Origin of the sequence: Pseudoalteromonas sp. P1-16-1b (genome assembly GCF_001401785.1) — a bacterium.
Classification (GTDB): domain Bacteria; phylum Pseudomonadota; class Gammaproteobacteria; order Enterobacterales; family Alteromonadaceae; genus Pseudoalteromonas; species Pseudoalteromonas undina.
In genome coordinates, this window is record NZ_LKGQ01000002.1 from 152,253 (window position 1) to 177,821 (window position 25,569).

Annotated in this window: 23 protein-coding genes; 8 read left to right on the plus strand and 15 right to left on the minus strand. The window is 39.5% G+C overall.

Annotated features, from left to right (window positions below; all coding sequences use genetic code 11):
- Window position 1: 1 nt before the first annotated feature.
- Window positions 2–1,366 (plus strand): molecular chaperone, encoded by a 1,365-nt coding sequence (gene yegD / locus AN392_RS02130; protein WP_055011701.1) that lies wholly within the window; start codon window positions 2–4, stop codon window positions 1,364–1,366.
- A 4-nt stretch (window positions 1,367–1,370) separates the two neighbouring features.
- On the opposite strand, the gene AN392_RS02135 is transcribed toward yegD, so the two are convergent.
- The 4 genes from AN392_RS02135 to AN392_RS02150 all read right to left on the minus strand — a co-directional run bounded on the left by AN392_RS02135 (window position 1,371) and on the right by AN392_RS02150 (window position 5,872).
- Complete coding sequence (locus tag AN392_RS02135) at window positions 1,371–1,835, minus strand: methylglyoxal synthase (RefSeq protein ID WP_008464686.1); 465 nt, start codon at window positions 1,833–1,835, stop codon at window positions 1,371–1,373.
- Window positions 1,836–1,850: 15 nt separating this feature from the next.
- The gene (locus AN392_RS02140; RefSeq protein WP_010391250.1) at window positions 1,851–2,483 is read right to left on the minus strand and encodes a LysE family translocator; all 633 of its coding nucleotides are present in this window, start codon (window positions 2,481–2,483) and stop codon (window positions 1,851–1,853) included.
- A 145-nt stretch (window positions 2,484–2,628) separates the two neighbouring features.
- On the minus strand, window positions 2,629–4,470 hold the full coding sequence (locus tag AN392_RS02145; RefSeq protein WP_055011702.1) for a S8 family serine peptidase: 1,842 nt from the start codon (window positions 4,468–4,470) through the stop codon (window positions 2,629–2,631).
- 226 nt (window positions 4,471–4,696) lie between these two features.
- Complete coding sequence (locus AN392_RS02150) at window positions 4,697–5,872, minus strand: multidrug effflux MFS transporter (RefSeq protein ID WP_010391252.1); 1,176 nt, start codon at window positions 5,870–5,872, stop codon at window positions 4,697–4,699.
- Between the two features lie 184 nt (window positions 5,873–6,056).
- Here AN392_RS02150 and AN392_RS02155 point away from each other — a divergent pair, with 184 nt between their 5' ends.
- On the plus strand, window positions 6,057–6,530 hold the full coding sequence (locus AN392_RS02155) for a hotdog fold domain-containing protein (protein ID WP_055011703.1): 474 nt from the start codon (window positions 6,057–6,059) through the stop codon (window positions 6,528–6,530).
- 83 nt (window positions 6,531–6,613) lie between these two features.
- On the opposite strand, the gene AN392_RS02160 is transcribed toward AN392_RS02155, so the two are convergent.
- The 5 genes from AN392_RS02160 to AN392_RS02180 all read right to left on the minus strand — a co-directional run bounded on the left by AN392_RS02160 (window position 6,614) and on the right by AN392_RS02180 (window position 13,015).
- Complete coding sequence (locus AN392_RS02160; RefSeq protein ID WP_008109555.1) at window positions 6,614–7,096, minus strand: polymer-forming cytoskeletal protein; 483 nt, start codon at window positions 7,094–7,096, stop codon at window positions 6,614–6,616.
- Window positions 7,086–8,240, minus strand: coding sequence for a M23 family metallopeptidase (locus AN392_RS02165; RefSeq protein ID WP_055011704.1), 1,155 nt, complete (start codon window positions 8,238–8,240; stop codon window positions 7,086–7,088). Before AN392_RS02165 ends, AN392_RS02160 begins: the two co-directional genes overlap by 11 nt.
- Before the next feature lie 143 nt (window positions 8,241–8,383).
- Complete coding sequence (gene fahA / locus AN392_RS02170) at window positions 8,384–9,697, minus strand: fumarylacetoacetase (RefSeq protein WP_055011705.1); 1,314 nt, start codon at window positions 9,695–9,697, stop codon at window positions 8,384–8,386.
- A gap of 211 nt (window positions 9,698–9,908) precedes the next feature.
- A complete protein-coding gene (gene hppD / locus AN392_RS02175; protein ID WP_008109551.1) occupies window positions 9,909–10,955 on the minus strand; it encodes a 4-hydroxyphenylpyruvate dioxygenase in 1,047 nt (348 codons plus the stop codon).
- Window positions 10,956–11,515: 560 nt separating this feature from the next.
- Window positions 11,516–13,015: a peptide MFS transporter gene (locus AN392_RS02180; RefSeq protein WP_008109550.1), complete on the minus strand. Its 1,500-nt coding sequence runs from the start codon at window positions 13,013–13,015 to the stop codon at window positions 11,516–11,518.
- A gap of 743 nt (window positions 13,016–13,758) precedes the next feature.
- Here AN392_RS02180 and tyrR point away from each other — a divergent pair.
- Window positions 13,759–15,315: a transcriptional regulator TyrR gene (gene tyrR, locus AN392_RS02185; protein ID WP_008109548.1), complete on the plus strand. Its 1,557-nt coding sequence runs from the start codon at window positions 13,759–13,761 to the stop codon at window positions 15,313–15,315.
- A gap of 112 nt (window positions 15,316–15,427) precedes the next feature.
- The gene (locus tag AN392_RS02190) at window positions 15,428–15,964 is read left to right on the plus strand and encodes a thioesterase family protein (RefSeq protein WP_008109547.1); all 537 of its coding nucleotides are present in this window, start codon (window positions 15,428–15,430) and stop codon (window positions 15,962–15,964) included.
- Between the two features lie 53 nt (window positions 15,965–16,017).
- On the opposite strand, the gene AN392_RS02195 is transcribed toward AN392_RS02190, so the two are convergent.
- Complete coding sequence (locus AN392_RS02195; RefSeq protein ID WP_010391257.1) at window positions 16,018–16,671, minus strand: OmpW family protein; 654 nt, start codon at window positions 16,669–16,671, stop codon at window positions 16,018–16,020.
- Between the two features lie 273 nt (window positions 16,672–16,944).
- Between AN392_RS02195 and AN392_RS02200 the strand changes: the two genes are divergently transcribed.
- Entirely contained in the window at window positions 16,945–18,363 is a 1,419-nt protein-coding gene (locus AN392_RS02200) for an MATE family efflux transporter (protein ID WP_055011706.1), read from the plus strand.
- A gap of 71 nt (window positions 18,364–18,434) precedes the next feature.
- Entirely contained in the window at window positions 18,435–19,625 is a 1,191-nt protein-coding gene (gene dapE, locus AN392_RS02205) for a succinyl-diaminopimelate desuccinylase (protein ID WP_055011707.1), read from the plus strand.
- Between the two features lie 67 nt (window positions 19,626–19,692).
- On the opposite strand, the gene AN392_RS02210 is transcribed toward dapE, so the two are convergent.
- A complete protein-coding gene (locus AN392_RS02210) occupies window positions 19,693–21,423 on the minus strand; it encodes a lysophospholipid acyltransferase family protein (RefSeq protein ID WP_010391261.1) in 1,731 nt (576 codons plus the stop codon).
- A 159-nt stretch (window positions 21,424–21,582) separates the two neighbouring features.
- Between AN392_RS02210 and AN392_RS02215 the strand changes: the two genes are divergently transcribed.
- Window positions 21,583–22,503: a glyoxylate/hydroxypyruvate reductase A gene (locus tag AN392_RS02215; protein ID WP_055011708.1), complete on the plus strand. Its 921-nt coding sequence runs from the start codon at window positions 21,583–21,585 to the stop codon at window positions 22,501–22,503.
- A 257-nt stretch (window positions 22,504–22,760) separates the two neighbouring features.
- On the opposite strand, the gene smrA is transcribed toward AN392_RS02215, so the two are convergent.
- The 3 genes from smrA to AN392_RS02230 form a co-directional block, all read right to left on the minus strand.
- On the minus strand, window positions 22,761–23,342 hold the full coding sequence (gene smrA, locus AN392_RS02220) for a DNA endonuclease SmrA (RefSeq protein WP_055011709.1): 582 nt from the start codon (window positions 23,340–23,342) through the stop codon (window positions 22,761–22,763).
- A 397-nt stretch (window positions 23,343–23,739) separates the two neighbouring features.
- Entirely contained in the window at window positions 23,740–23,985 is a 246-nt protein-coding gene (locus AN392_RS02225; RefSeq protein WP_008114416.1) for a hypothetical protein, read from the minus strand.
- Between the two features lie 106 nt (window positions 23,986–24,091).
- On the minus strand, window positions 24,092–24,511 hold the full coding sequence (locus AN392_RS02230; protein WP_152965232.1) for a hypothetical protein: 420 nt from the start codon (window positions 24,509–24,511) through the stop codon (window positions 24,092–24,094).
- Window positions 24,512–24,619: 108 nt separating this feature from the next.
- On the opposite strand from AN392_RS02230, the gene AN392_RS02235 reads away from it, so the two are divergent.
- Window positions 24,620–25,003, plus strand: a complete 384-nt coding sequence (locus tag AN392_RS02235) for a response regulator (protein WP_008114419.1) — start codon at window positions 24,620–24,622, stop codon at window positions 25,001–25,003.
- Window positions 25,004–25,070: 67 nt separating this feature from the next.
- Here the strand turns inward: AN392_RS02235 and rpsT are convergent, their stop codons facing one another.
- Window positions 25,071–25,331 carry a 30S ribosomal protein S20 gene (rpsT, locus tag AN392_RS02240; RefSeq protein ID WP_008114420.1) on the minus strand — a complete coding sequence of 87 codons (261 nt, stop codon included), beginning with the start codon at window positions 25,329–25,331 and terminating at the stop codon, window positions 25,071–25,073.
- Between the last annotated feature and the right edge of the window lie 238 nt (window positions 25,332–25,569).

Here is a 25,569-nt window from a genome sequence, read left to right on the forward strand (position 1 = left end):
TATGTTCGTTGGTTTTGATTATGGTAGTTCTAATTGTGCTATGGGTGTTTTAAACGAAGAGCGTGTTCAGCTCATTCCTTTAGAGCAAGGCAAACATTATCTTCCATCAACGTTATACACACATCATAGTGCCTTAGTCGTTGATTTTGTAGCGCAGCACTTGCAGGGCTCAGAGCATGAGCATGGCTATAAAACCGCGCGCCAACCATTACTTAATACGCTTGCGCGAATTAAATCAGACCTAGACCTACAAGCCGGCGACGAAACTTTATTCATTGGCCGTGAGGCGATTAGTGAATATGTGCAATTTCCTGAAGAAGGTTATTTTGTAAAATCCCCTAAATCATTTTTTGGCGCTACTGGTTTAAAGCAAGGACAAATTAATTTTTTTGAAGATATTGCCACTGCAATGATTTTAAAAATAAAACAACGTGCCGAATCATCGTTAGGGTATACGCTGAGCCAAACTGTTATTGGTCGCCCAGTGAATTTTCAAGCAGTTGGTGGTGAGCAGTCAAACCAACAAGCCGTGGGCATTTTAACACGTGCAGCAAACCGAGCAGGCTTTAAAGATGTGGAATTTTTATATGAACCACTTGCCGCTGGGATTGATTATGAAAGTGATTTAACGCAAGACCAAAAAGTGCTGGTAATAGATATTGGTGGTGGTACAAGTGACTGTTCATTTGTACAAATGGGGCCAAGTTTTAGGAATAAACAACAACGAGACGCAGACTTTTTAGCACATAGCGGAAAGCGAGTAGGCGGTAATGATTTAGATATTGCTCTGAGCTATCATGGTTTAATGCCGTTACTTGGCTTAGGCAGTACTTTTAAATCGGGTTTACCATTACCTAATCAGGCATTTTGGCAAGCATGTAAAATTAACGATGTGAATTTACAAAGCCAGTTTTATAGTGCTCAGCATTATCGTGAACTGAGTGCACAGCTACGCGATGTGAGTGCTCCCGATTTATATAAACGGCTCATCCATTTACAGCAAAATAAGCAAGGGCATCAATTAGTTCAACAAGCTGAAGCGGCAAAAATTGCACTAAGCTCGTCTGAAAACTTTAATTGTGATTTAACATTTTTAGATTCATCACTTGATAAAGATATCTCTATTAATGAATTAGCATTAGCCGTTGACGACAGTATTAGCCAAATAGTGACATTAGCAAAACAGGCAATTGCAGATGCTAACACCACCCCAGATGTAATTTATTTAACGGGTGGTAGCGCGCAATCACCACTGATCAAAGCGGCTTTAAAAACCCACTTAGGCGATATTAAAATGGTTAACGGTGATCACTTTGGCAGTGTCACCGCTGGTCTGACTAAATGGGCGAGTATGCTTTATAAATAAGCTGTTATAAGGAGATTTGTCGGGTTGCGAGGTACTTTTCGTAATCTGGCAAAGAACGCTCAAACTCGGTGTCCATAAGGGGAGAGCTTAGTAACATATCAGCGCTTACTTCATTACAAGCAACAGGAATGTTCCACACTGCGGCTAAACGAAGCAATGCTTTTACATCAGGGTCGTGCGGCTGAGATGCCAGAGGATCCCAAAAAAAGATTAACACATGAATTTCATGTTCCGCTATTTTAGCACCAAGTTGCTGATCACCCCCCATAGGTCCACTGAGTAATTGCACGACATTCAAACCGGTGGTTTTTTCTATTAAATGTCCGGTTGTACCAGTGCCGTATAGCTTATGTTTACTTAGCATTGGAGTGTGTTTTTCACACCATAATTTTAACGCGGCTTTTTTTCCATCATGTGCAACAAGGGCTATGTTTTTCTTAGCTGGAAGAGATTGTATTTTTTGGTCCATGCTGATTCTTATTAGTTAGAGTAATAAATTGATAGCCAAGGCAATAAATACAATGCCTGTGAACCTATCTATCCAAAGTTGGCTATTAGGGTGACTTTTAAAAAACTGGGCTATTTTATCGCCGAAATAAATATACGTGCAGTCGATAGGAAAAGCAAAGATTGGATACAGTAGCCCAAAAAACGCCAGCTGAAAAGTTGCAGATGACAAGCTAGGGTCTACAAATTGTGGGATAAAAGCAATAAAAAACAAAGCCACCTTAGGATTTAGTACTTCGGTCATCATAGCTTGAAACATCACGTTTTTGTTTTTACTGGTGGTAACATGAGGCTTATCTTCTTGCTCGCAAATGGGGGGCTTAAAGGTGTCTTTAAGCATCATAAACCCTAAGTAACATAAATAGGCTGCACCTGCATATTGTACGCTGGCATAGGCAGTTTCAGAAGCTTTTAAAATAGCGCTTAAACCGACAACCGCAAAAAATGTATGTACTACGCCACCTAACGCAAAGCCAAAAGCACTCTGCATACCTGCTTTTCGCCCATTTGCAAAAGTTTGCGCCATTAAAAACGCGTTTGATGGTCCAGGCGCAACGGCCATTAAAAAGCTAGCGAGTAAAAATGAAAGCAAAAAGTCGGGGTTGATCATTAAATAGCACGAAAAAGAAGTGGTAAATGATTTTATCAAGCAATGAGGAAAATAAAAAGCGGGCATATTGCCCGCTAAGTTGAGGATACTAAGTTCTTTTAAAACTAGTCGTTATGCTTTTAAACATAATGAAGTGCTAAATTTATTAAAAACTAACGGTGATATTATTTGAACACACCGTAGTGCTCAGCGCTTCACACACTTGATATGTATAGGTGCCGCCACCTTTAGTATTAATGCTGTCGCTGTAGGCATTATTATTTGCAGTGGTAATGACTTTGTTACCATTGCGGTAGATATCAACTTGGCTTGTTGCCGCGCCATTCCAACTTAAATCAACAAATTTAGTTCCTTTTGATTTGTAACCTGAAGCGCTAAGAGAGATAGCATCTACGCCTGGCTCTGGATCAACACCACCAGTATCGCCACCCGCACAGCCGTTTGCTGTAAGGTAAGCATCAGCGTCAGCCGCTTTTACAATACCGTAGCCAAAGTAATCATCACGACCAGCAGCCCCTTGATCTTGCGCAGTTGCCTTTAACGCATCGCGAATTTCTGTGCCTGTACAGTCACTATGATTAGACCATACTAGCGCAGCAATACCTGAAACCGCAGGAGTTGCCATTGACGTTCCACTCATAAAGCCATAATCAGTTGCGCCAATATTAATTGTCACGTTTGTACTAGCGACTAATGCACTACGATCTTCAAATGCAGCGCCTACAGCGGGAATTGTAGTATCGTTGGTATCACCTAGTGTTGCGTATAACATGCCAGCTTCATTGTTGATAATAACCGCACCTACACCGCCTGAGTTTTCACAGTTAGCGACTTTGTCATAAAATGAAATAACGCCGCGGTCAATCATACATACTTTACCAGCCGCCGCTGGATCAACTGTTTCGCCAGTTCCCATAAAGTAGGTACTCGCAGTGATTTGACCTGCATTTTCCATTGCTGATGAATTATATGCTGTGCCATCAGCCGACATACTCGCTGCTGTTGCCATGCCCGCAGGGTAGGTCGATAGAGTATCAACACCACCAGCAGTTACCTCAACACAAATAGTTTCATCATTAGTTGCGCGTTTACCACGGCCAGATGAACAGCTTGGGAACTGTGAAAAGTCAGCAATTTGATTATCGGCATCATTAGCGCCGACCATCATCACCGATGAGTAGCCCGCAGGATAAGAGCGTACGTTATTACCATCGTTACCCGCTGCAGCAACTACAAGACCTCCAGCATTAGTAAAGTTAGCAAACGCATTTGACTCTGTACTGTTTGAGCCACCGCCCCCTAAGCTCATGCTAATAATATTTGCACCTGCTTGAGAACATAAATCAGCCGCTTGAGCTAAATCAGATGAGTAACCCCAACCCGCTTCGTTAAATACTTTAATAATGTGCATTGCCACACCCGGTGCCATACCCACAACACCGAGGTTATTATCTGCAGCACCAATCGTACCGGCGACATGCGTCCCGTGTGGACCGCCATTATCAAACCAATTTCCAGTACCGCTGTCGTTATCGCCAGTAATGTTACCCCAAACAAAATCAGGGTTTGAGCTATCTAAGCCTGAATCGATAACACATACTTTCATGCCTGCATTGGCATCAAAAGTAACTTGATCAACCTGTGATTGATAAACCGCATATGGCGTAATTTGTTGCTGCATGGCATCACCTACATCATCGTTAAATAATGACATAGGAACGCGCTTATGATCTTCTTCAATGAGTTTAATATGCGGGTTGTTAAGCAGGCCTTTTAAGCTACTTAAATCTTGTCCAGTAAACTTGGCTGCAATGAATCCATTGCCATCTACTTTAATGTCACCACCTAGTTTTTTAGTCAGCGCTTTAACAACACCTTTTTTATTATTATCAACTTGGATGATGAAGCGATCGTTCGCAGCTTGGGCAGCACCTGCTGAACAAATACCAGTAAGAACTAATGCTAAGGCGAGTTTATTCTTTTTCATATTATATTATCCTAGAATTAATTGGTTAACTAATTGTTAACTTTAGCAGACAGTAAAATAATATAAAGCATAAAACAAGCTATTTTATCTACAAAAACAAAATTATTTAACTTTAAAATAGCCAGTATTAAACAAAAAATATACATTTGTATTTGAATTAGGGGCGGCTAATCAGGTAATACCTGAATTAGCCAAAATTGAAGAGTAATAGAAAACGCTTTAGCGCCTAAGCATATTTAGTATAACGAAATAGTAAGTAAGAAAAGGGAATTAATAATAAAAAGTGTGTGCCTATAAGCTCGGGTGTAGATAAGTTTAAATATTGAGTAATAAACACCAATAAACTTGCCCCACTCATTTGCATCGCTCCTAAAAGAGCTGAGGCGGTGCCAGCTTGCTTAGGGAACAGACTTAAAGCTCGTCCAGCGGCAGAGCCAAGTGTTAAAGCAAAACCAAAGGCAGCAATAAACATAGGGATCATTAATGCTAATGGGGTTTTATATTGGCTTAATACTAGCATCAGTAAGCCTGCACTCACTAACAACACAAGACCTGCTTTTAGTGCTCTTTTTGGTTGGCGTTTAATGTAAATAGGCATGATAAAGCTAGCAAGAATACTAAGCACTGCATTAAGCGAGAACCAAAAGGTAAAGTCGGCTACGCTGCCCCCTAATTCAGTAATAAGCCAACCAGGAGCCAATGTTACAAATACTAATATAGCCGACATAGTGACCATACATAGCAAGCTATTAAATAAAAATAACGGAGTTGAAATAATAGGGATAAAGCGCCTTAGATCTAAGATATGCCCCTGGTAATGGCTGTCTACTGGGCGTGTTTCTCTAAACAATAATAAGGTGACAATAAATCCTAATAATGCAAAACCAGTTAGAAATAGAAAGTTCATTTGCCAACCAAACTGCACGGTTAACCACGCACCTAAAATGGGTGCTAACGCTGGAATAAAGCACACGATCCCGTTTAGGTAGGTAATTATTTGGCCACTGCGTTCACTACCAAACTTATCTCTTACTATTGCAAAAGCAACAACAAAGGTGGCGCATGCGCCTAACCCTTGAATTGCACGAGCAAACATCAGTATTAAAAAGCTAGGAGCATAGTATGCACCTAATGCCGCCAGTCCATATAAAGTTACACCGGTTAAGGCTACCGGCTTACGTCCAAAACGATCAGCAAGAGGGCCTGCAATTAATTGCCCCAAACCAACAGTAAGCATAAAAATAGCCACCGTTTGTTGTACTTGTTTTTCGCTCACTGAAAATTGCTCTGCAATAGTAGGAAAGGCAGGTAAATAAATATCAATGCCCATAGGACAAAAAATGACGAGTAACGCTAAGATCAGTAATAAAATTAAGTTTGGTTTAGCGGGCTGTGTTTGCATCAGGTCTCCTTTTGTCGGTATTTTAAGTGGCGACTGATGAAAAAGAAAGGGCTTATGACCGATGCATCAGACATGTTACCTACTTTTAACTTTATTATGATTATTTTTGTTTAAGTATCACACTTCTTTAAACTGATCCGATGTGTTAATTTGCTTTTTAAGCAAAGACAATGGAAAAACAATAATGAGTAATGAGTCTGCATTAATAAAAACGTGGCATAAATTTAAAAAGCTGCCGTTTGGTAACTGGCTGTTTAGTAAAGCCGTATGTTTTAAAGCGCCTTACTTTGGCTCTATGAAACCTACTATTTTAGATTTAAAAGCAGGGCACTGTAGTGCTGTGGTTAAAAACACACGCCGTGTACACAATCACATTGGCACTATTCACGCTATCGCACAATGTAATTTGGCTGAGCTGTGTGCGGGGGTGATGGTTGATGCAACAGTACCTTATAAAACCCACCGTTGGATCCCTAAGGGAATGACAGTACAGTACCTGACTAAGGTAGACACTGATGTTACCGCTATCGCTGAAATTGACTTGCCTCATCAATGGATTGATAAAGAAGATTTAGTCGTACCGGTAAAGCTTTACAATACGCGTAACGAACTGGTTTTTACCGCAGATATAACCATGTATATAACACAGAAAAAGTAAGTGTATAAGCCGCTAACGGGATTTTAAAGAGGTGATTAATGGTTTAGCCAACAGGCAGGCTAAACCATTATAAACTAATGTAGCTAGCTTTTAGCTGCAGGCTGCTTATTAACAAACGAAAGCCCGCTGTCTTCATTATCAACAATGGCTTTTACGTCGTGAGCTGGTTTTGGCTTATCTTTAGCATGCTCAATCACTTCTTTTTCAAAGCGCTGCTTTAAACTGCCTTCAATAATAGCACCTGCTTCTATGCTCAGGGTGTCATGAAATATATCGCCAAGTACATGAGCATTATTTTCGATCTTTACTTCACTTGCATTTAAAGAGCCGATGATTTTACCCTTAACAACGACACTGCTTGCCTCAACAACGCCTTCAACAACACCTGAGGTGCCAATCACTAAATGTTCGGCCTTAATGTCACCATCAATACGTCCGTCGAGTTGTACTTCACCTTGGCTTACCAAAGAGCCCGTTATACGCACATCATTAGAAATGATTGAGGGAGTGTGACTCACTCTCTTAATAGATGAGTCTGTTTTTGCTTGTTTATTTTTACCAAACACGAGAAAGCGCCTTTGTTATTTTTAGTGGATTGACATGCTTGTCGTCTATTAATACTTCATAGTGTAAATGAGTACTTGTACTTCTTCCGGTACTGCCCATTAAGCCAATGACATCGTGCTTTGTGACTAATTGACCTTTTTTAACATTAATTTTGTTTAAGTGACCAAAGCGCGTTACAACACCGTTTTTATGCTCTAACTCTATAAAGTTACCATAACCGCCATTACGGCCAGCTCGACGAACCGTGCCATCGGCAGGGGCAAAAATTTCTGTTTTATGCCACCCAGCTAAATCAATGCCTTTATGAAAAGCGCGCCTTTTATTCATTGGGTCTTTTCTAAGTCCAAAATTACTGGAAATATAATATTTTGCAGCAGGTAAGGGCAGGGTACTTGGCAACTCAGTTAAAAAGCTCTCTAGCTGGTTTAAAAGTAGTAGTTTATCTGCAATGACTAGAAAGTTACTAGGAATTTTACTTTCATCGAGTATATCTAGCGGGCCACCTTGCGCCGTTGTTTGCGTGCTTAACGCGAGATGTTGTGCCAGTGCATTTTCAAGACCCGTGCCTTTGAGTATTTCTATAATCGCATCATGGCGCTGATTAATCTGCGCAGCCAATAACGTGAAATTAGTATCGTACTGCTGATTTAGCATGATGTAGCGCTGCTCAAAACTGGTTTGTGCATGCTTATTTTGTGTTTTATCTTCTTCGAGCGGCTCATGAAATTCGCTTTCGTTCTCATTAATAGGAGAAGATTCAAGCTCACCCTCTAATTTTATTACATCTTTGCTGATAGAAGCTGGGAGTGATTCAATCATACCTTGAAGTAAAGCTTGTTTTTGTTCAAGTTCAGCTAACTGCTCTTGCTGCAATGCGTAGCGTTGTTGCTGTTGCTTTACTTTTTGTTGCCATTGTACTTGCTTATCAAGCTGAGTTTGCTCGATATGAGAAATTTGGTGTGTTTGCATATAAACACGGATACTCGAAACACTGATCCATGCAATAGCAATGAAAATAATAGCAAGCACAGAAACCTGTAACCAAGGCGCCAAAACAACATGCTTTACTTCACCATTTTGGCGAATGAGCAGCTGACGAGCTGGGAAATGTTTATTAAAAAAAGACTTTATAAATACAGGCATGTCACATAAATACTGGCTATTAACGGATTCAAGATAGCAATTTGAACTAAAAAAGCCAGAAAAAAATTGTAACTTCGGCTTAATTAATAAAAAAGGGCTGCTTATTCAACAACCCTTTTTTACTAGTTTATTGATTTTATATATTATTTTGCTGGTAGTACGGTGCTCTCTACAAAGCCAAAGCCAATACGTGCAAAGCCTTCTTTTTCACACCAGCCACGCATTATAACGTTGTCGCCATCTTCCAAGAAGCTACGCTGCTCGCCGTTGCTTAAAGTAATCTTTTCTTTACCACCACGAGAAAGCTCAAGTAATGAACCCGCTTCTTCGTGAGTAGGCCCTGATTGCGTGCCAGAGCCCAGCATGTCGCCTGGCATAAAGTTACACCCGTTTACGGTATGGTGAGTTACCATTTGCGCTACAGTCCAGTATGAGTGCTTAAAGCTAGACTTAGACACTTGAGTTGGGTTGTAGCCTTCATCACGCATTTTTTGTGTTTGAATTTTAACATCCATTTGAATATCAAATGCACCTTGATCACGGTTAGCCGTTGATTCTAAGTACTCAAGTGGCTGCGGATCATTTTCATCACGCGTCCAGCTTGTTCTGTATGGTGCAAGTGCTTCGGTGGTAACAATCCATGGAGACACGGTTGATGCGAAATTTTTCGCTAAGAATGGACCAAGCGGTTGGTATTCCCATGCTTGTAAATCACGTGCTGACCAATCGTTGAAAACACAAAAGCCGAATACATGCTTTTCAGCATTTTCAATTGCAATAGCATCGCCCAGATCATTACCTTTACCTAGGTAAATACCTAGTTCCAGCTCATAATCAAGGCGCTTACATGGACCAAATGAAGGAACTTCTGCATCTGGCGCTTTAGTTTGTCCTTTAGGGCGATGAAACTGCTGCCCAGACACGCCAATAGACGATGAGCGACCATGATAACCAATCGGCACCCATTTGTAGTTTGGTAGTAATGGGTTATCGGGACGGAATAAACTTCCTACGGCAGTCGCATGATAAATTGATGTGTAAAAGTCAGTGTAATCGCCAATGCGACACGGTAGAGCAAATTCAATTTCGCTTTGTGGTATAAGCGCTTGTGCTAGTTGCTCTTGATGAGCAGAGCCTTCACGTAATGCTTTAGACAGTGCTAAACGAAGCGCTGACCAATATTGCTCACCTAATCCCATAAACTCGTTCAAAGTCGGGTTACTTGCAGATGCAACGGCTGTTTGGGCGTCACCTGAAAAAATACCGAGTTCATTTACTTTTGCTAAATCAATAACCTGATCGCCAATGGCAACAGCACCACGAAAAGCTTCATTGCTATTTTTGCGACGTACTTCTGCAAAAGGTAGGTTTTGAATAGGGAAGTCACATTGTGCATCATTTGCTGATGCTACCCAGCTAGTTAAATTTATATCATGGGTTTCGTTAATTAAACTCATTACATTTCCTTTGGTTTAGTTGGTCGCGCTTATCAGTATAAATATCAATTTATTAAATAAGAATATAGCACCCGTTAATTTCATCTATTACCTAGCTATATGGTGATGAAAAGCGCGATTTAAACACACAGAGAGATAGTTTTACCTCTCAATTACGATTAAACGACAAAAAGCAGCGAAATACGCTGCTTTTTAAAGTTATTTTATTTGCTTATAAAACGCCGCGACGTTCTTGATCTCGCTCGATTGATTCGAATAGCGCTTGGAAGTTACCTTCACCAAAGCCGCCATCATCAACTCGTTGAATCATTTCAATGAAGATAGGACCAAATAAGTTTTTAGAGAAAATTTGCAGTAAGTAGCAATCTTCGCTTTGGCTATCAACAAGGATTTGATGTTCACGGATTTTCTCTTTATCTTCTTTAACCCATGGAACACGGTCAAAAATAGTATCGTAGTACTCTGGAATAATATCTAAAGTAGCGATAGTCGATTTATCAAGCTTATCTAATGAGCTTACTAAGTCGTCAGTTAAGAACGCCAAATGCTGCACACCTGGACCATTGTATTCACCTAGGTATTCATCAATTTGGTTATTGTCGTTACCTTTACCTTCATTGATTGGAATAGAGAAGGTACCGCATGGTGATTTTAATGCATATGAAAGCAGGGCTGTTTTTTGGCCTTTAATATCAAAGTAACGTACTTCGGTAAAACCAAACACGTCTTTGTAAAAGTTAGCCCATGTTTCCATAGTACCTTTATATACGTTGTTGGTTAGGTGGTCGATACGTAAGAAGCCTTTACTCTCTACTTTGTTTGGCTCGCTCAGATCTTCGAAATCATTATCGTAGATAGAGCCTTTATCTCCAAATTGTTCAATAAAGTAAATTAAGCTATCGCCAATGCCGTAAATAGCAGGGTATGGTAAGTCTTTATTAGCTGCATCAGTGGCAGGCTTAGCGCCACGCTTAACCGCTGCTTCAAATGCTGCTTGAGCGTTCTCTACACGCCAGCCCATAGAACAAATTGCTGGGCCGTGATTTTTAGCAAACTCAGCTGAAAAGCCGTCGCGTTCATTATTTAGTAAAAAATGAATATCGTTTTGGTTGTAATAAACAATGTCTTTACCTTTGAATTTTTTTAATTTTGAAAAACCAAAATCGGTAAACACTTTGTCCATGTAATCGGCATCGGGTGTTGCGTATTCAGTAAACTCAATACCAACCAAACCTAAAGGATTATTTACTTCACTCATTATAATTACTCCCGCAATTAAGCACTGCGATTATTAGTTATCGTATTGCCTGCATGATTAACCAGATTACTGCTTTGGGGAAGAGGGTGTTGTTATTTAGTAAATAGCGCGTGTGTAAATTTTACGGGACGGTTAGCAAAGTATGATATTTATTTACATACTTGCCGAGGTAAGTAAAAATTAGCTAGCTCGGATAATGTACGTATTTTTTATGTATGTTACTGAATTTATTTGTTTTAAATTTAATTGCCCATCTGTTTTTTTAGTTCTTTCACACTAAAAAAAGAGTGGTTTTTGTATTCTATTGTTTACACTCAACCTGAGCGTAGCTGCTCACAACATTAACAAAGCAATAGATACTGAGGGTTTGATTCATTAACTCCACTTACTCTGTAGTATTACGCTGTAACAACAAATTTAGTTAACCTGAACTCTGGCTAAGAGATCTATTATCCAGAGTTCAGGTTAGTTAGCCATAAAAATACCCCCTGCAGTTAGCTGCAGGGGGTATTTAATATCATTAGTCAAAGCGCATAATTACGCGTTGTGATTAATTTAAATTATTGTGCTGGTGCGGTTTGTTCTAAACCTTGTTTTTCCCATACCTTAGCTTTGAAGCTCATCAGTACTAAGATGATACCTACACCGATACTAAATAATGCAATTTGTAAGTAAAGGTTAGGAATTTCTGCAACATTGTTAGGATCAAAGTTACCAGCAAGTAATCCTGAAATTACGTTACCAATTGAGTATGTCAGTACAAATACACCCATCATTTGACCCGTATAGCGACGAGGAGATAATTTACTTACCGCACTCAATGCAACTGGGCTTAAACAAAGCTCACCCACTGTATGTAAGAAATACGTAGTAACCAGCCAGTAAGGAGCTACTTTTAAGCCTTCAGCTGCGTAATGCGCTGCCATAAACATAACTAAAAAGCCTGAAGCCATAATAACTAAGCCCAACGCACATTTTACGCTGTAAGTAGGCGATACCATTTTCTTAGATAAATTAATCCAAAGAGCGGCAAAAAATGGTGATAGGGCAATAATAAATAGCGAGTTTAAAGATTGGAACCAAGTCGTTGGAATTTCAAATGTGCCAATAAGACGGTCTGTGTAGTCACGAGCAAATAGGTTTAATGAAGAACCCGCTTGTTCAAAGCCAGACCAAAAACACGCAGAAGCGACACAGACTAAAAATAGCGCCCACATTCTTTGCTTTTCAGCGTCGGTTAGTTTGCCTTTGAAATAAACAAGGCCAAAGTAAATGAAAAAGATAACAGTAAATACAACTGCTGTGTAACCTGCAACAATAGTCGGGTTAATAACTATAGCGCCTGTCATCGCAGCAGCAGTCACGCTGGCAACAACAATTACAAACGCGGCAATACCGCCCCAGGCGCGTGAAGCACCTTTAGGGCTTAATGGATTCGCAGGTAACGAGCTATGTTCTGGTAAGTTATTAAGTGTACGTTTGTATTGTATTAAACCAATAGCCATGCCTACAGCAGCTGCACCAAATGCCCAGTGCCAACCTACGTTTTCCATAAAGTAACCACAAACGTAGTAACCAATTAAAGAACCTAAGTTAATACCCATGTAGTAAATAGCGTAACCACCGTCACGGCGTTCATCTTCGTCAGTATAAAGCTGACCAACCATGGCACTGATATTAGGTTTAAGTAAACCAGTACCCGTTGCGACAAAGATTAAACCAATGAAAAAAGAATATTCATGCGGAACGGCTAAAATAATGTGGCCACACATGATGATGATACCGCCGTACCATACTGCTTTTTGACCACCAAATAATCTATCTGCTAACCAGCCACCAGGTAAACCTAAAAAGTATACTGAACCTGTGTATAAGCCATAAATTGCAGCAGCAGAAGCAACGGTAAATCCTAAGCCTTCTTGTTGTAAACTTGCTGTCATAAATAATACGAGCATAGCTCGCATACCGTAGTAACTCATTCGTTCCCACATTTCTGTGAAAAACAGGGTTGAAAGTCCTTTAGGGTGACCAAACCAGCCACTGTCAGAATTTGAACTCATATTTACTTCCTAATTCATTATTGTTTTGATGACCTTGTGGTTTTTTATTTAGCTAAATTGTTACTTCTAAAAAGTATAATAAATGCTCGATCATCAGTGTTTTTATGCAGCTAAGGTAATGGTTTGCTAAACGCAGCTATACGTTTAGGTAAGAGTCACACCCTTATCCTAGTTACAATTGCGCTTAAGTATACATAGACCTTTGTACGAGGGGAAGCGTTGAGCGCGCTATCACACATCCGTTATGTAATTGTTAAATACCAACACCTAAAGTTCTAGTTGTTGCACTAAACACCTAAACTTATAAAAAAAGATATTTAACAACACAAGTAACATTGTCTTTGCAAAGCTATCTTTTATCCGGTTTTAAGTTCTATTGAAAAAATATAAAACCGCTTTATTTACGGGGGGTTACAAGCACCAAGTTATTCAACAACCGTTAACCTTTACTACTTTATTTTAATAATCACCGTTTAGATTAAACATGAGCAAATATTAGCGGATGCACAGCAATGATTAGCCCATTGGAGAATATAATTTATACAAAGTTAGTTTGGCTATATTTACATGTAATGACCCCGACTTTTAGTGAGCAGCCAAGATTAAATATTTTAAGTGCTTGAAAAAGCGCTCTAGGAAGTAAAAAAACATTTTTCGTCCAAATTTCTTTACAATAAACTATGCTGATAATCATAGTTAGCGTATTATTCACGCCAATTAGTTTTTTCCTTACCTGAGGGTGTATGCGTTTAGATATTCACTGTGCAGACCGAGTTGGTATTGCTCAAGAGATTCTTAATATTTTAGTTAGCTACAATGTTGACTTGAAAGGAATTGAAGTCGACTCAGTTAATTGCCGTATGTATGTGAGTTTTCCTGAAATTGAATTTGAACAATTTCAAAAAATTATGCCTTCAATTCGATTGATCGATGGTGTACATGATGTACGTACCACCGCGTTTTTACCTTCTGAACGAGAGCACAATGAATTAAACACCTTATTAAGAGCACTACCTGATGGTGTTATATCTATTGATGCTAAAGGCTGGGTGCGTTTGTGTAACGACGCGGCGTGTAAAGACTTACAGCTAACAGAAAAAGAAGTCATTGGCGCCAATATCAATAATTTACTTAAAGGTTTTAATTTTACCCGTTGGTTAGAAGGCAAAGAAGTACTTGGGCAAACTACCCGTGTAGAAGTGGCAGGTGAAGACTTTATTGCCGATATTTTACCTATTGCTGTACCACAAGGCAGTGAGGGGGATGTGTTAGCGGGTGCGGTAATTAATATAAAATCGCAAAGCCGCCTAGGTCAGCAAGTGAGTGCGTTTAGACGCTATGGCCAAGAAAGCTTTGCGACAATTCACAATTTTAGTACGGCGATGCGTCGTGTTGTACGCGAAGCGCGAAAAATGGCGCAACTTGAAGCCCCTATTCTTATCACCGGTGAAACCGGCACAGGTAAAGAGTTATTAGCGCGAGCTTGTCACTATGCATCTAACCGCTCAGTAAAACCGTTTATTGCTTTATCGTGTGCCTCGTTACCAGATGATGTTGCCGAGTCAGAACTTTTTGGTTACGCCGGATATGAAGAAAATGCAGCGCCTAAACGCGGTGTACTTGAACAAGCGGATGGTGGAACAGTATTTTTAGATGAAGTGGGTGAAATGTCGACTCAGCTCCAAACTAAATTACTGCGCTTTTTACAAGACGGCACGTTTCGAAAAGTAGGCGACGAAAACGAAGTTAAAGTAAATGTTCGCATAGTTGCTGCTACCCAAAAAGATTTACCTGCAATGGTGCAAGAGGGCGTATTTAGAGAAGACTTATACTATCGCATTAATGTACTAACGTTAGAAATTGCACCACTGAGAGATCGTAAAGCCGATGTTGGCCCACTTGCTGAACACTTTATTCAAAAATATGCGCAGCAAAATGGCCATACTGTGCCTGAGCTATCTGAAGAATGTTTAACGTTTTTACAAGATTACCCATGGCCAGGTAATGTGCGCCAATTAGAAAATGCTATTTATCGTGCGGTATCGCTGTTAGAAGACAGTGAATTGCGAGTTGAGCATTTACAACTGCCGACCTTTACCCATGATTTAGGCTATTTAGAGTCTGATTTTGAGGGCTCGCTTGATCAAGCGGTTAAGCGTTTTGAAGCTACCTTATTGCGTAAGCTTTATCCAGCTTATCCAAGTTCACGTCAGTTAGCTAAGCGCTTAGGGCTAAGCCATACAGCGGTAGCTAATAAACTACGTGATTACGGTATTAATCGTAAAACGGTTAAAGTTTAAAGATAGATATTAAAACAACCTTTCTTAGTGATTGACCCCTTGGTGTAAAAATACCCTAGGGGATCAATTGCTATGATACACTCACAAAAAACAAACTGGTAAGACCTCTACTGTGAATTTATATTTTAGACTGCTACTATTATTTTTCAAAATTAAACGTAATCGTGATTATCAATCATTGTTAGACACGGTTGATATAGACTACAAAGCACTGCCAAGTGACTGTGATATTAATTTGCACTTAACTAATTCACGCTATTTAGCAATGATGGATTTATCGCGCACATGGATGACCGAACGAGTTGGTTTACTAAAGCAAATAATGAAGCGTCGTTGGTTTCCTATTGTTAATGCAACCGCCATTACTTATATCCGTGATATTAAGCCTATGCAGCGCTTTACCATTAGTACCCGTTTAGTCGGCTGGGATCATAAATACTTTTATATTGAACAAAAATTTCATTCAGAGCGTGGCTTACATGCAATTGCCTATGTACGTGGCGTATTTAAAAGTAAAAAAGGGGTGGTAAGCGTTGAGCATATGCTGGAGGTTGCTGGTTTTGAAGGCGTAGCACCTATTTTACCGGCAGAAATAATTCATTGGAAAGAAATGCTTGAGCAAAAAAAAGTAAATAACTTACCTCGTTAATTACACGCAAAAAAAAAGGCCTTACGGCCTTTTTAACACACACATAATCGTTATTAAAACGAGTATTTAAGACCAAACATAGCTACAACAGGGTCAAGTGACACGGTTGAAGTTAATGCTTTTGCGCCATTAGCATATACAGTCGCATCAGTATCTATATCCATGATAGATACCATAGCGTGTAGGCCCCATTTCTCATCAATCTTGTAGTTAGCACCTACTTGAGCAACAAAACCAAATGAATCATCTAGTTTTACTTCCACGTCGTCAGTATTTAAAGTTGCTTTAAGTGCTGCAGAAGGCTGCTCGTCAAAGAACGTCGTATAGTTAATACCTACACCAACAAATGGACGAAGTGCGTAGCTGCTGTCTAAAAAGTGGTATTGTGCAACCAGTGATGGTGGTAAATGTTTAATGTCGGCAATTTTATTACCAGCTAAACCGCCTGTACCTTCTACATCATGAGAGAATGGCGTTGCTGCAATAAGCTCTAACACCCATTGGTCGTTAAATGCATAATCTACAGTAATACCTAACTGAGTATTTGAATCACCTTTTAAACCAAGAGTAGGTGCTTCGTTAATCTTTGAGCCATCGTTATCAGGGTTAACATTAATTGCGCCAACATTAACGCTAAAGTTAGCGTGTGCTGCAGGAGAAAGAGCTAGTAAAGAAGTAAGTATTGCAATGCTTAGTTTAGTTTTCATGTTGTTCTCCGTGAACTACTGTGTGACTATTTGTTGATTGAGGCTATTATCGCTCGAGTTTAAAAATAAAAACCTGTTCTAGATCAAAGTTTCAAAAGCGTATAAGTAAAGAGCCTCTATTTATTGATTTAGATTAAACTTTTACTTACTTAGTGCTCAAAAATTATTGACTGATCACTTAAATACCGGCCGTAAACGAAGTATTCAGAATATAATCAGCTAGTTTTGTTAAACTAAGGCTATGTTCACGGTTTAATAAAAGTAAGCGGCCTCATGACTCCCTCTGGTCAACTATTTCTTCAAGGCTCTATTGCCAAAGCGCTATTAAAGTTAGGTATTCCTATTGTCCTCATTAATATTTTGCAGTCTACTTATCAGCTTACAGATGCTTTTTGGGTTGGCCGGTTAGGGGCTGCGCAAGTGGCTGCTGTATCGATTAGTATGCCTGTCACATTTTTAGTTATTGCGATAGGTTCAGGATTTGCTATGGCTGGGGCGATTTTATCGGCCCAATACATGGGGGCAGGACAACAAGATAAGGTTAACCATGTTGCCGCGCAAACGGTGTTAATGGTGACATTAGTTGCACTATTACTTGGGTTACTAGGCTATGCATTATCACCTTATTTTTTAACCTTACTGGGGGTTGAAGCGGCCGTATATAGTGATGCGCTTAAGTTTATGCATGTATCTTTTATTGGCGTTATTTTTGTGTTTATTTATGCCATGTTTCAATCGCTGATGCGGGGTATTGGGCAAACGAAGGTGCCGTTAATTATAGTCAGCACAACCGTGTTACTTAATTTTATACTCGATCCGTTATTCATATTTGGCTATGGTCGTTTTGAGGGGCTTGGTGTGATGGGCGCTGCGCTAGCAACATTGGTTACACAGAGCTTAGCGGCGCTTGCGGGCATCATTATATTTTTACGTGGTCGACATGGTATTCAATTACAGCTAAAAAGCTTTTACCCCGACTGGCATTATATTAAGCGCGCTTTTTTCTTGGGAGCGCCTGGCTCTATTGAATTATCGACACGTGCATTTGGTTTGATCATCATGTCATTTCTAGTTGCCAGCTTTGGTACTACGACAATTGCTGCTTATGGTGTTGGCTCTAATATTTTGCAAATGGTAATGATCCCTGCTATTGGCTTATCAATGGCGGTATCAACCTTGGTTGGGCAAAATATGGGGGCTGGTAATATCAAGCGGGCTGAGCAGATCACTAAACTTGCTAGTGTGTGGGGCTTGTTAGGGCTCTCATGTGTTGGCGCCATTGCATATTTATATGCAGATTCATTAGTTGCATTTTTTATTCCTGACGATAATGACGTTATTACTAATGGGGCGCAGTTTATTCAAGTAATGTGCTTAAGTTGGGGTGGAATAGGGGTGCAACTTTGTATTGTTGCTGCTTTTCGTGCCTCAGGTAATATGCTCAATGCAATGGTTATCGCGTTATTATCACAATGTGTAGTGCAGTTCCCTGCCGCTTATATTCTTTCTAATCATACTGAGCTTGGCGATCAAGGCATTTGGTATTCTTTTGCAATTACTAACATAACCATCGCATTGATAGCATTTGCATGGTTTATGCGTGGCTCTTGGAAAAAAACCAAGTTAACTAAAGAAGATAAGCACATAGTGCAGGTTACACGAGAAACATTAATAGAAGAGGGCGCACGTTAGCTAGTAAATTCATAATGCGGTCATAAAAAGTCGTTGTAATAAATACACTGCTAAAACGAGGTGTGTTTATTATGACAAAAGCTATCAATACAAAAGCACAAGCGCCGTACTTAACTATTGCACAGTTAAAAACAGTGAGTCACTTACAAACTCTGATCCGATTTAAATCGATTACTCCTAATCCAGCTGGTGGCATTGAGTGGCTTGCGAACCACCTTACTGAGTTAGGCTTTAGTACAGAGCAATTTAGTTCTAATAATGTGACAAACTTAATTGCAAAAATAACCTTTGGGGCAGGCCCCGTGGTGGCATTTTCTGGGCATATTGATGTGGTACCCGCAACGCAAGGTGGCTGGTTAGCCGATCCGTTTGGTGGACACATAATTAACGATGCAATTTATGGGCGTGGTGCCGCCGATATGAAAGGAGGCATTGCCGCGATGCTTAGTGCAACGCAGACGTTAATAAACAGCGCGCAGCAAAAGCAGGGAACATTATTTTGGCTGATCACCTCAGATGAAGAAGGTGAGGCGGAGCATGGCTCTGTGTTGATTGCCAAGCGATTAGCACAACAGGGCGTTGTGCTTGATGGCTGTATTGTTGGTGAGCCCACCAGCAATCTGCAGGTAGGTGACACTATAAAAAATGGTCGACGTGGAGCCTTATCTGCGCGATTAACTATTCAAGGAAAGGCTGGGCATGTAGCCTATCCTGAGAATACCATTAATGCTGCGCACATCAGTGCTGAAGTGGTTAACAGGCTCACACAAATAGACTGGCCTTTAGATGAACTTAGTTCAAAAACAACGCTGCAAGTCACCGGTATTAATATTGATAATGTGCTAGATAACCTCGTGCCAGCTCAGTGTGATATTACTTTTAATATTCGCTATAGCCATGGGTATAAAAGTAAACATGTTAAGCAACGTGTGTTTGCTGCACTGAAGGATTTCAGCGAGCATTTGGTTATACAGTGGGAGCGTCCATGTGAACCCTATTATACAAGCCATAAGATTGAGAGTTGCTTACTCGCTCAGTTAGAGCAGGCAATTTTTAAAGTGACGGGGAATTACCCTTTATTAAGCACCAGTGGTGGGACGTCGGACGGACGATTTTTTGCACAGCAAAAAACACAAGTCATAGAGTGTGGGGTACGAAACCATAGTATTCATCAGGTTAATGAACATGTACCGATTTTCGACTTGTTAGAAATAGAAAAGATTTATACGCAATTACTCGATGGTATTTTTACTCAGCCTTGAAGTATTAATAACTATTAAAGCGCCGCTTAATGCCGCTTTAATAGTTATTCGATTAAGGGTTAACGCTTTAACTTGCCGATGCTGATTTATCAGTACCCAAGTATCGTTTTGCTTTGCTTGGTTTTACTTTTTCAAGATCAACCAATACTAGGCCATCAATACAATTGTTGAATTGTGGATCAATACTAAAGCTTAAAAATTTAACTCCATTTGGTTCGCATAGCTCTGTATATTGTTTAAATAGTGTGGGTACATGCGTGCCCATGTTAGCGAGTATGTGTTTAAGCTCTACAAAATCTTCTTTTATATTATTACCCTCGAACAAGTTAGTGCACTGAGTTTGCTGATCAGGTGTGTGACGAAAAGCATTGTTAGGCGTTGCGAGTGATTTTTCACAGCCATAATAGTGCTGATAATAATGCACTAATAAAGACTTTGCCTGCTCAGGTAGTGCGTTTGACACACTCACCGCACCAAATAAGTAACGGTATTGAGGGTAGCGATTTATAAAAGCGCCAATACCATACCATAAGTAGTCGAGACTTTTTCTGCCCCAATATTTAGGTTGTACAAAGCTTCGGCCTAGCTCTATGCCTTGTTTAAAATAAGGAGTCATATCTTGGGTATAATTAAATAGGCTATCGGTATAAAGCCCACTTTGTGAGTGTTGTTCAATCACATCCTGTGCACAAGCTAATCGGTATGCACCCACCAACTCTAGTGCATGTTCATCCCACAATACTAAGTGCTGATAGTGCATATCGTATTTATCTATGTCTCTGCGGTTTCCACTACCTTCACCTACAGCCCGAAAAGCGATTTCTCGTAAGCGGCCCAGTTCACGAAATAAGGGAGAGCTTCCTTGGTATTGGTACAAATAAATCACCATGCCATCACTGGTTTTACCTAAATGTTCGCAGCATTCTATGGCTTTTTTTAATTCTTTTTTACATTCAGGAGAGGCAATTGGAGCATGAGTTTTTAATGGTAGCGTTTTTTTTGTGGTTAAACGGTATAGTTGCTTACGGATTAGCTCAACCACTTCTTTGTCTTTTAAGTCTGGGATTAAATAAGACTCAGGAGCAATGGAAGCGCCAATTTCAAACTCGAGTGATTTTTGACGTTGCTTAAACATTTCTTTTACCAGTAATAAGCTAGCCAGTGGTTTATAAAGCATTGATGCGCCGTAAAACAGCGGGCTATTTCTGGCTTTAATATAGATAGGCAAAATAGGGCTGTTAGCCTTTTTTGCAATGCGTAAAAAGCCACTGTTCCATTTGCAGTCTTTTATACCCGTAGGACGAAGTCGAGAAACTTCACCGGCAGGGAAAATAAGTAACGCTCCTTCATTTTTTAAGTGCTGGTGGATATTACTCAGCTCTTGTTTTTTACTTTGCCCTGATAGGTTATCAACGGGTAGTAATAACGAATGCATGGCGTCAACGGTCATTAACATACGGTTAGCCACCACTTTTAAATCGGCTCTTACCGTTGATAACACATTAATTAATGCAAGCGCATCTAAGGAGCCGATAGGGTGGTTTGCAATAATGACAATTTTTCCTTCACTGGGAATATTTTCTATTTGCTTAGCTTTATAACGAGTTTCAAAATCAAGTTCATCAAGTACTTGCTCTACAAATTCTATTCCTTGAAGATGGGGATAGGCAGTTGCAAAGTTTGTAAATTCTTGTTCATGTAATAAGTAGCTAAGACTTTTTTTTACCAGTTTTTTTATTTTAAATGAGTTAGTTAACTGTGGTAAATTGGTTGCTATTACTTTATCTACACTGATCATACGCACCTCTTTTTATACTAGGCTAAGGCCAATATGTTTAGCTTAGAGTGCGGATATGACAATACGCGGTCAGTTGTGTGACTTTTTAAAACCGTTTACTTACTATTGAATTAAACCATACCAGTACTACTATTTACGGTTACTTTTTAAGGAATCATCATGTCAGTTTTAGTCGCGATTACCGGTCGAGATAACACAAAGTTAATTGCAAAAATGCAATCACAATTACCCAATATTCAAATTGAGCAGCTTGATGATTGCCAAGATTTTGCAAGTGTGGAATTTGTACTGGCTTGGAATGCGCCCGCGTCTTTATGGCCAAAGTTGATAAATTTGAAAGCGGTGTCATCGTTTGGTGCTGGGGTTGATAGTATCGATTTAAGTTTACTACCTGCACATGTTGAAGTAGTGCGCATTGTCGATAAACAGTTAGCCAACGACATGGCTGAATATGTACTTACTCATGTATTAGCGCAAAAATTGCGATTAAAAGAATATTTTTTAAAACAACAGCAAAGTGAATGGAAACCCAAAAGAGCGCATAAACATAATCAAGTGAGTATTTTAGGGTTTGGCGAACTAGGTCAAGCATGTGCACATAGGCTGGTTAGTAACGCTTTTAAAGTCAATGCTTGGAGCAGAAGTCCTAAAACATCAACCATAGCAACACTCTACCATGGTGATCAGGGACTAAATGATATGTTAGTGAATACAGATTATTTAATCTGTCTACTGCCACTTACTAGCAATACCAAAGGTATTATTAATCAACAGTTGCTTAAGCAACTTCCTGAGCACGCAGTGTTAATTAATGTGGCCCGAGGTGAGCATGTTGTTGAAGCTGATTTGCTCGATGCGCTCAACAACGCACGTTTACGAGCAGCAACGCTTGATGTATTTGCCAGTGAGCCACTACCAAGCGAACACCCTTATTGGCAGCACCCAAATATTACTTTAACGCCGCATTGTGCTGCGTTGTCAGATCTAGATAGTGTTGTTGAACAAATAGCAGATAATATTTTGCGCTTAAAAGCGAGACAGCCATTAATTAATTGCATTAATAAGCAGCAAGGTTATTAGTTTAGAGTTGTTTGACTTTAAAGCATTAAAATTTGTTTAACTTTTAACAGAAACAGCTTGTTAACATTTGTAATTTTTATTATTGTTAAAAGCTGTTCTAACAATAATAATAAATAGGATGAATTATGAAACCCAATCAAGGGGGCGCAAAAATCAGCATTGTGGTTGTATCTATCATTATATTAGGAATATCTGCGTGGTTTAACCAAGCTAATGCGACAGTGCTGCTCAACTAACTATTATTACCACAGTAGGAATTAGCTACGCTTGCTGTGGATTTCTCGGTTTTGATGCTTCTTATCATCACTTTTCTTCAGTAAGACATACGTTGCACCACTTCCTCCATGCTGCCTGAGTGCAGTATGAAACGCTAAAACACAGGGAATAGTTTGCAACCACTGGTTTACGTAACTTTTTAAAATACCCGGTTTGGCTTTATTTTTAATTCCTATTCCATGACGAACAAGAACCATTCTTATATTGCGCTGGTGGCAATCTTTAATAAAGGCCTGCAACGAACCATGGGCATTTTTTAAAAGTTGCCCGTGTAAATCTAATGTCGCATCGAGCTGATATTTAGCTAGTCTTACATTTTTAAAAACCGGGCTTTGCACGCCATCTCGTTTAAAGCTTAATATGGCGAGTGGGTCTAGCAATTCAAGTGGTTCATCTAACGGATTAAATTGTTCACTGCTTAAATTTAATTGTGCAGCTTTGTTTTTTTCTTGCTGAGCGATAACCGTTTTATGGCTTTTAGATGGTAATGTCACGGTGTCGTGATTGATAGGGGTAACATCTTCCATAGAGGATAAGAATAAATCGAAATCTGACAACGGCATGGGCTTATCTCAAATTAGGCAAGGGTCTGTTGACCTTTGCGGATTGAAATTTGTTCAAACTAGGGGCGGTTTAATCGCGGCGCTCGGTTTGTAACCTAGTGGGCTAAGTAAAAACCGAGCAACAAAGAGTAAATCGCCCCTAGGCAGAACCCTAAGGGCAGCGCCTGTTTGGCATTGATGCTGCGTTATCACCTATTTATGGGGAATAACCACACCACATAGGCTCTGCCTTGCCTAAATACCAAACAGACTGCTGCAAATTTAACCTTGAAAGGTCAACAGACCCTAATACGAGATAAATTTTAACTTAGTTCAAACTAAGACCCAAGATCTTTAAAGCTGTGGAATAAAAAAAGCCCAGAAAAACTGGGCTATAAAATATTCTAAGGGGAAGTAATTAGTGTTGAGATACAGTAAATTGCCCAAATGTATAAACTTTGAACAAGTAAAATGTGTTGATCAAAACTAAACTCATATTTGAAATAATACTCGACGACATAAGATCTAAGCTAAATGATAGGAATAACAAACCACAAGCACTAATCGCAGCAACGCGAAGCAGTGTCAGTTGGTTAATAAAGAATGCACCTAAACCTAGTGCAAGTAGTAATGTATTTAAAAGCCAATCTAGCTCGTTTAGCATGGTCGTTTCAATAGTTCAGTTGTTGAAAAAAGGAGCGCCATTATGTTGATCTTTTGCACAGCTTTCAACCAAGTAATTTTAAATTTTCAGATTAGTTTTTTTAATGTTAAAAGTAAGTAAGCAATACTGGAAATATTCCTTCCTCAGCAATAATTCGATATTTTTGGCAGCTCTGCGGTTGCTGTAAATCAATACATAGGTAAAGGGTTCTATGCTCCTTATCCAGTCGCGGGTGGAGGGTTGAGTCCAGTAGTTTTGGTTCGCTTGAAAACAACCCAGGCCAATACACACTTTGGCTTACCATAGATGATTTTTTATAAGTAAGTAAGCTTGGCTTTGGCACTAAAACAAGTATAAGTAATAATATCGTGAAAATAAAAAACAGGGTCAGCTTGATACCACGCTTAGTGTTCTTTGATTGCGGCTTTAATTGTGAGCCAAGGTTTGCAAGCTTATTAGTGGGTGTAGGTTTAACAGTAATCGTTTTATTTTTTTTGCGGCGACTCTTTTTTGTGGTTTTCGACATAAAGCAAATCTGGCCTTTTTAGCTTAGCTCTCTATAATAAAGTAAATATTTGTATTTTAAGCAAATCACCAATTTCGCAGACATGGCTTTAGCCTATAAGGATTATATATGAATACGCAGCTATCTATTTTAATAGTTGATGATGTTAGCACGGTGCGTAGCTTTCTCAGTCAAACATTGATGCATTTAGGGATAGAGAATGTAAAAGAGGCGTCAACGGCCGCGCAGTGCATTAGCGAGTGTCGTGCAGCCAATTTTAATATTATATTTTTAGATATAGAACTACCTGATGGCGACGGTAAAGAGCTTATTGCGCAAATTAATGAGTTATCACCAGAGACAAACGTGGTGATGGTGTCGGCTCATTCAGGTGTTGAAAATGTGAAGGATGCGATAGATAGAGGGGCTAAAGGATTTGTAGTTAAGCCATTTTCTCCAAAGAAAATTGCGGCGATGTTGAAAAAGTTTTACCCAGAGCTTGATAACGTTTAATAGGCGCATTTATTTTGGGCAAAAAAAAACCGGCAAAAGCCGGTTTTTTTAATCTTGCAAAAACAAATTATAGCGCTTTAATTTTAGCAGCTAAACGGCTCTTATGACGAGCAGCTTTGTTTTTGTGGATTAGACCCTTAGTTGCGTAACGGTCTAGGATAGGTGTAGCAACAGAAAAAGCTTGCTGTGCAGCTTCTTTATCGCCAGCTTCAATAGCTACGATTACTTTTTTGAAGTAAGTACGCATCATTGAACGACGGCTTGCGTTGTGCTGACGGTTTTTTTCGCTTGTGATAGCGCGTTTTTTTGCAGACTTGATGTTAGCCAAGGTTTGCTCCTAACAATCTTAAATAAAGCTTAAATTAAAGGCCGTGGAATATGCCTGTTTTTATCATGAATGTCAATTTAATTTTAACAATCCAAGAAAAACTGCTCCTTATAACGAACATCAATTTGCCGCTTTAGCAGTTAATAGCGCTATTGTAACAAAGCAAGGGGTTCCAGCCTAGTGCTTTAAAGCGATTTATAAAAAAGACTATGGCATAATTAACTTAATTGCTGATTTT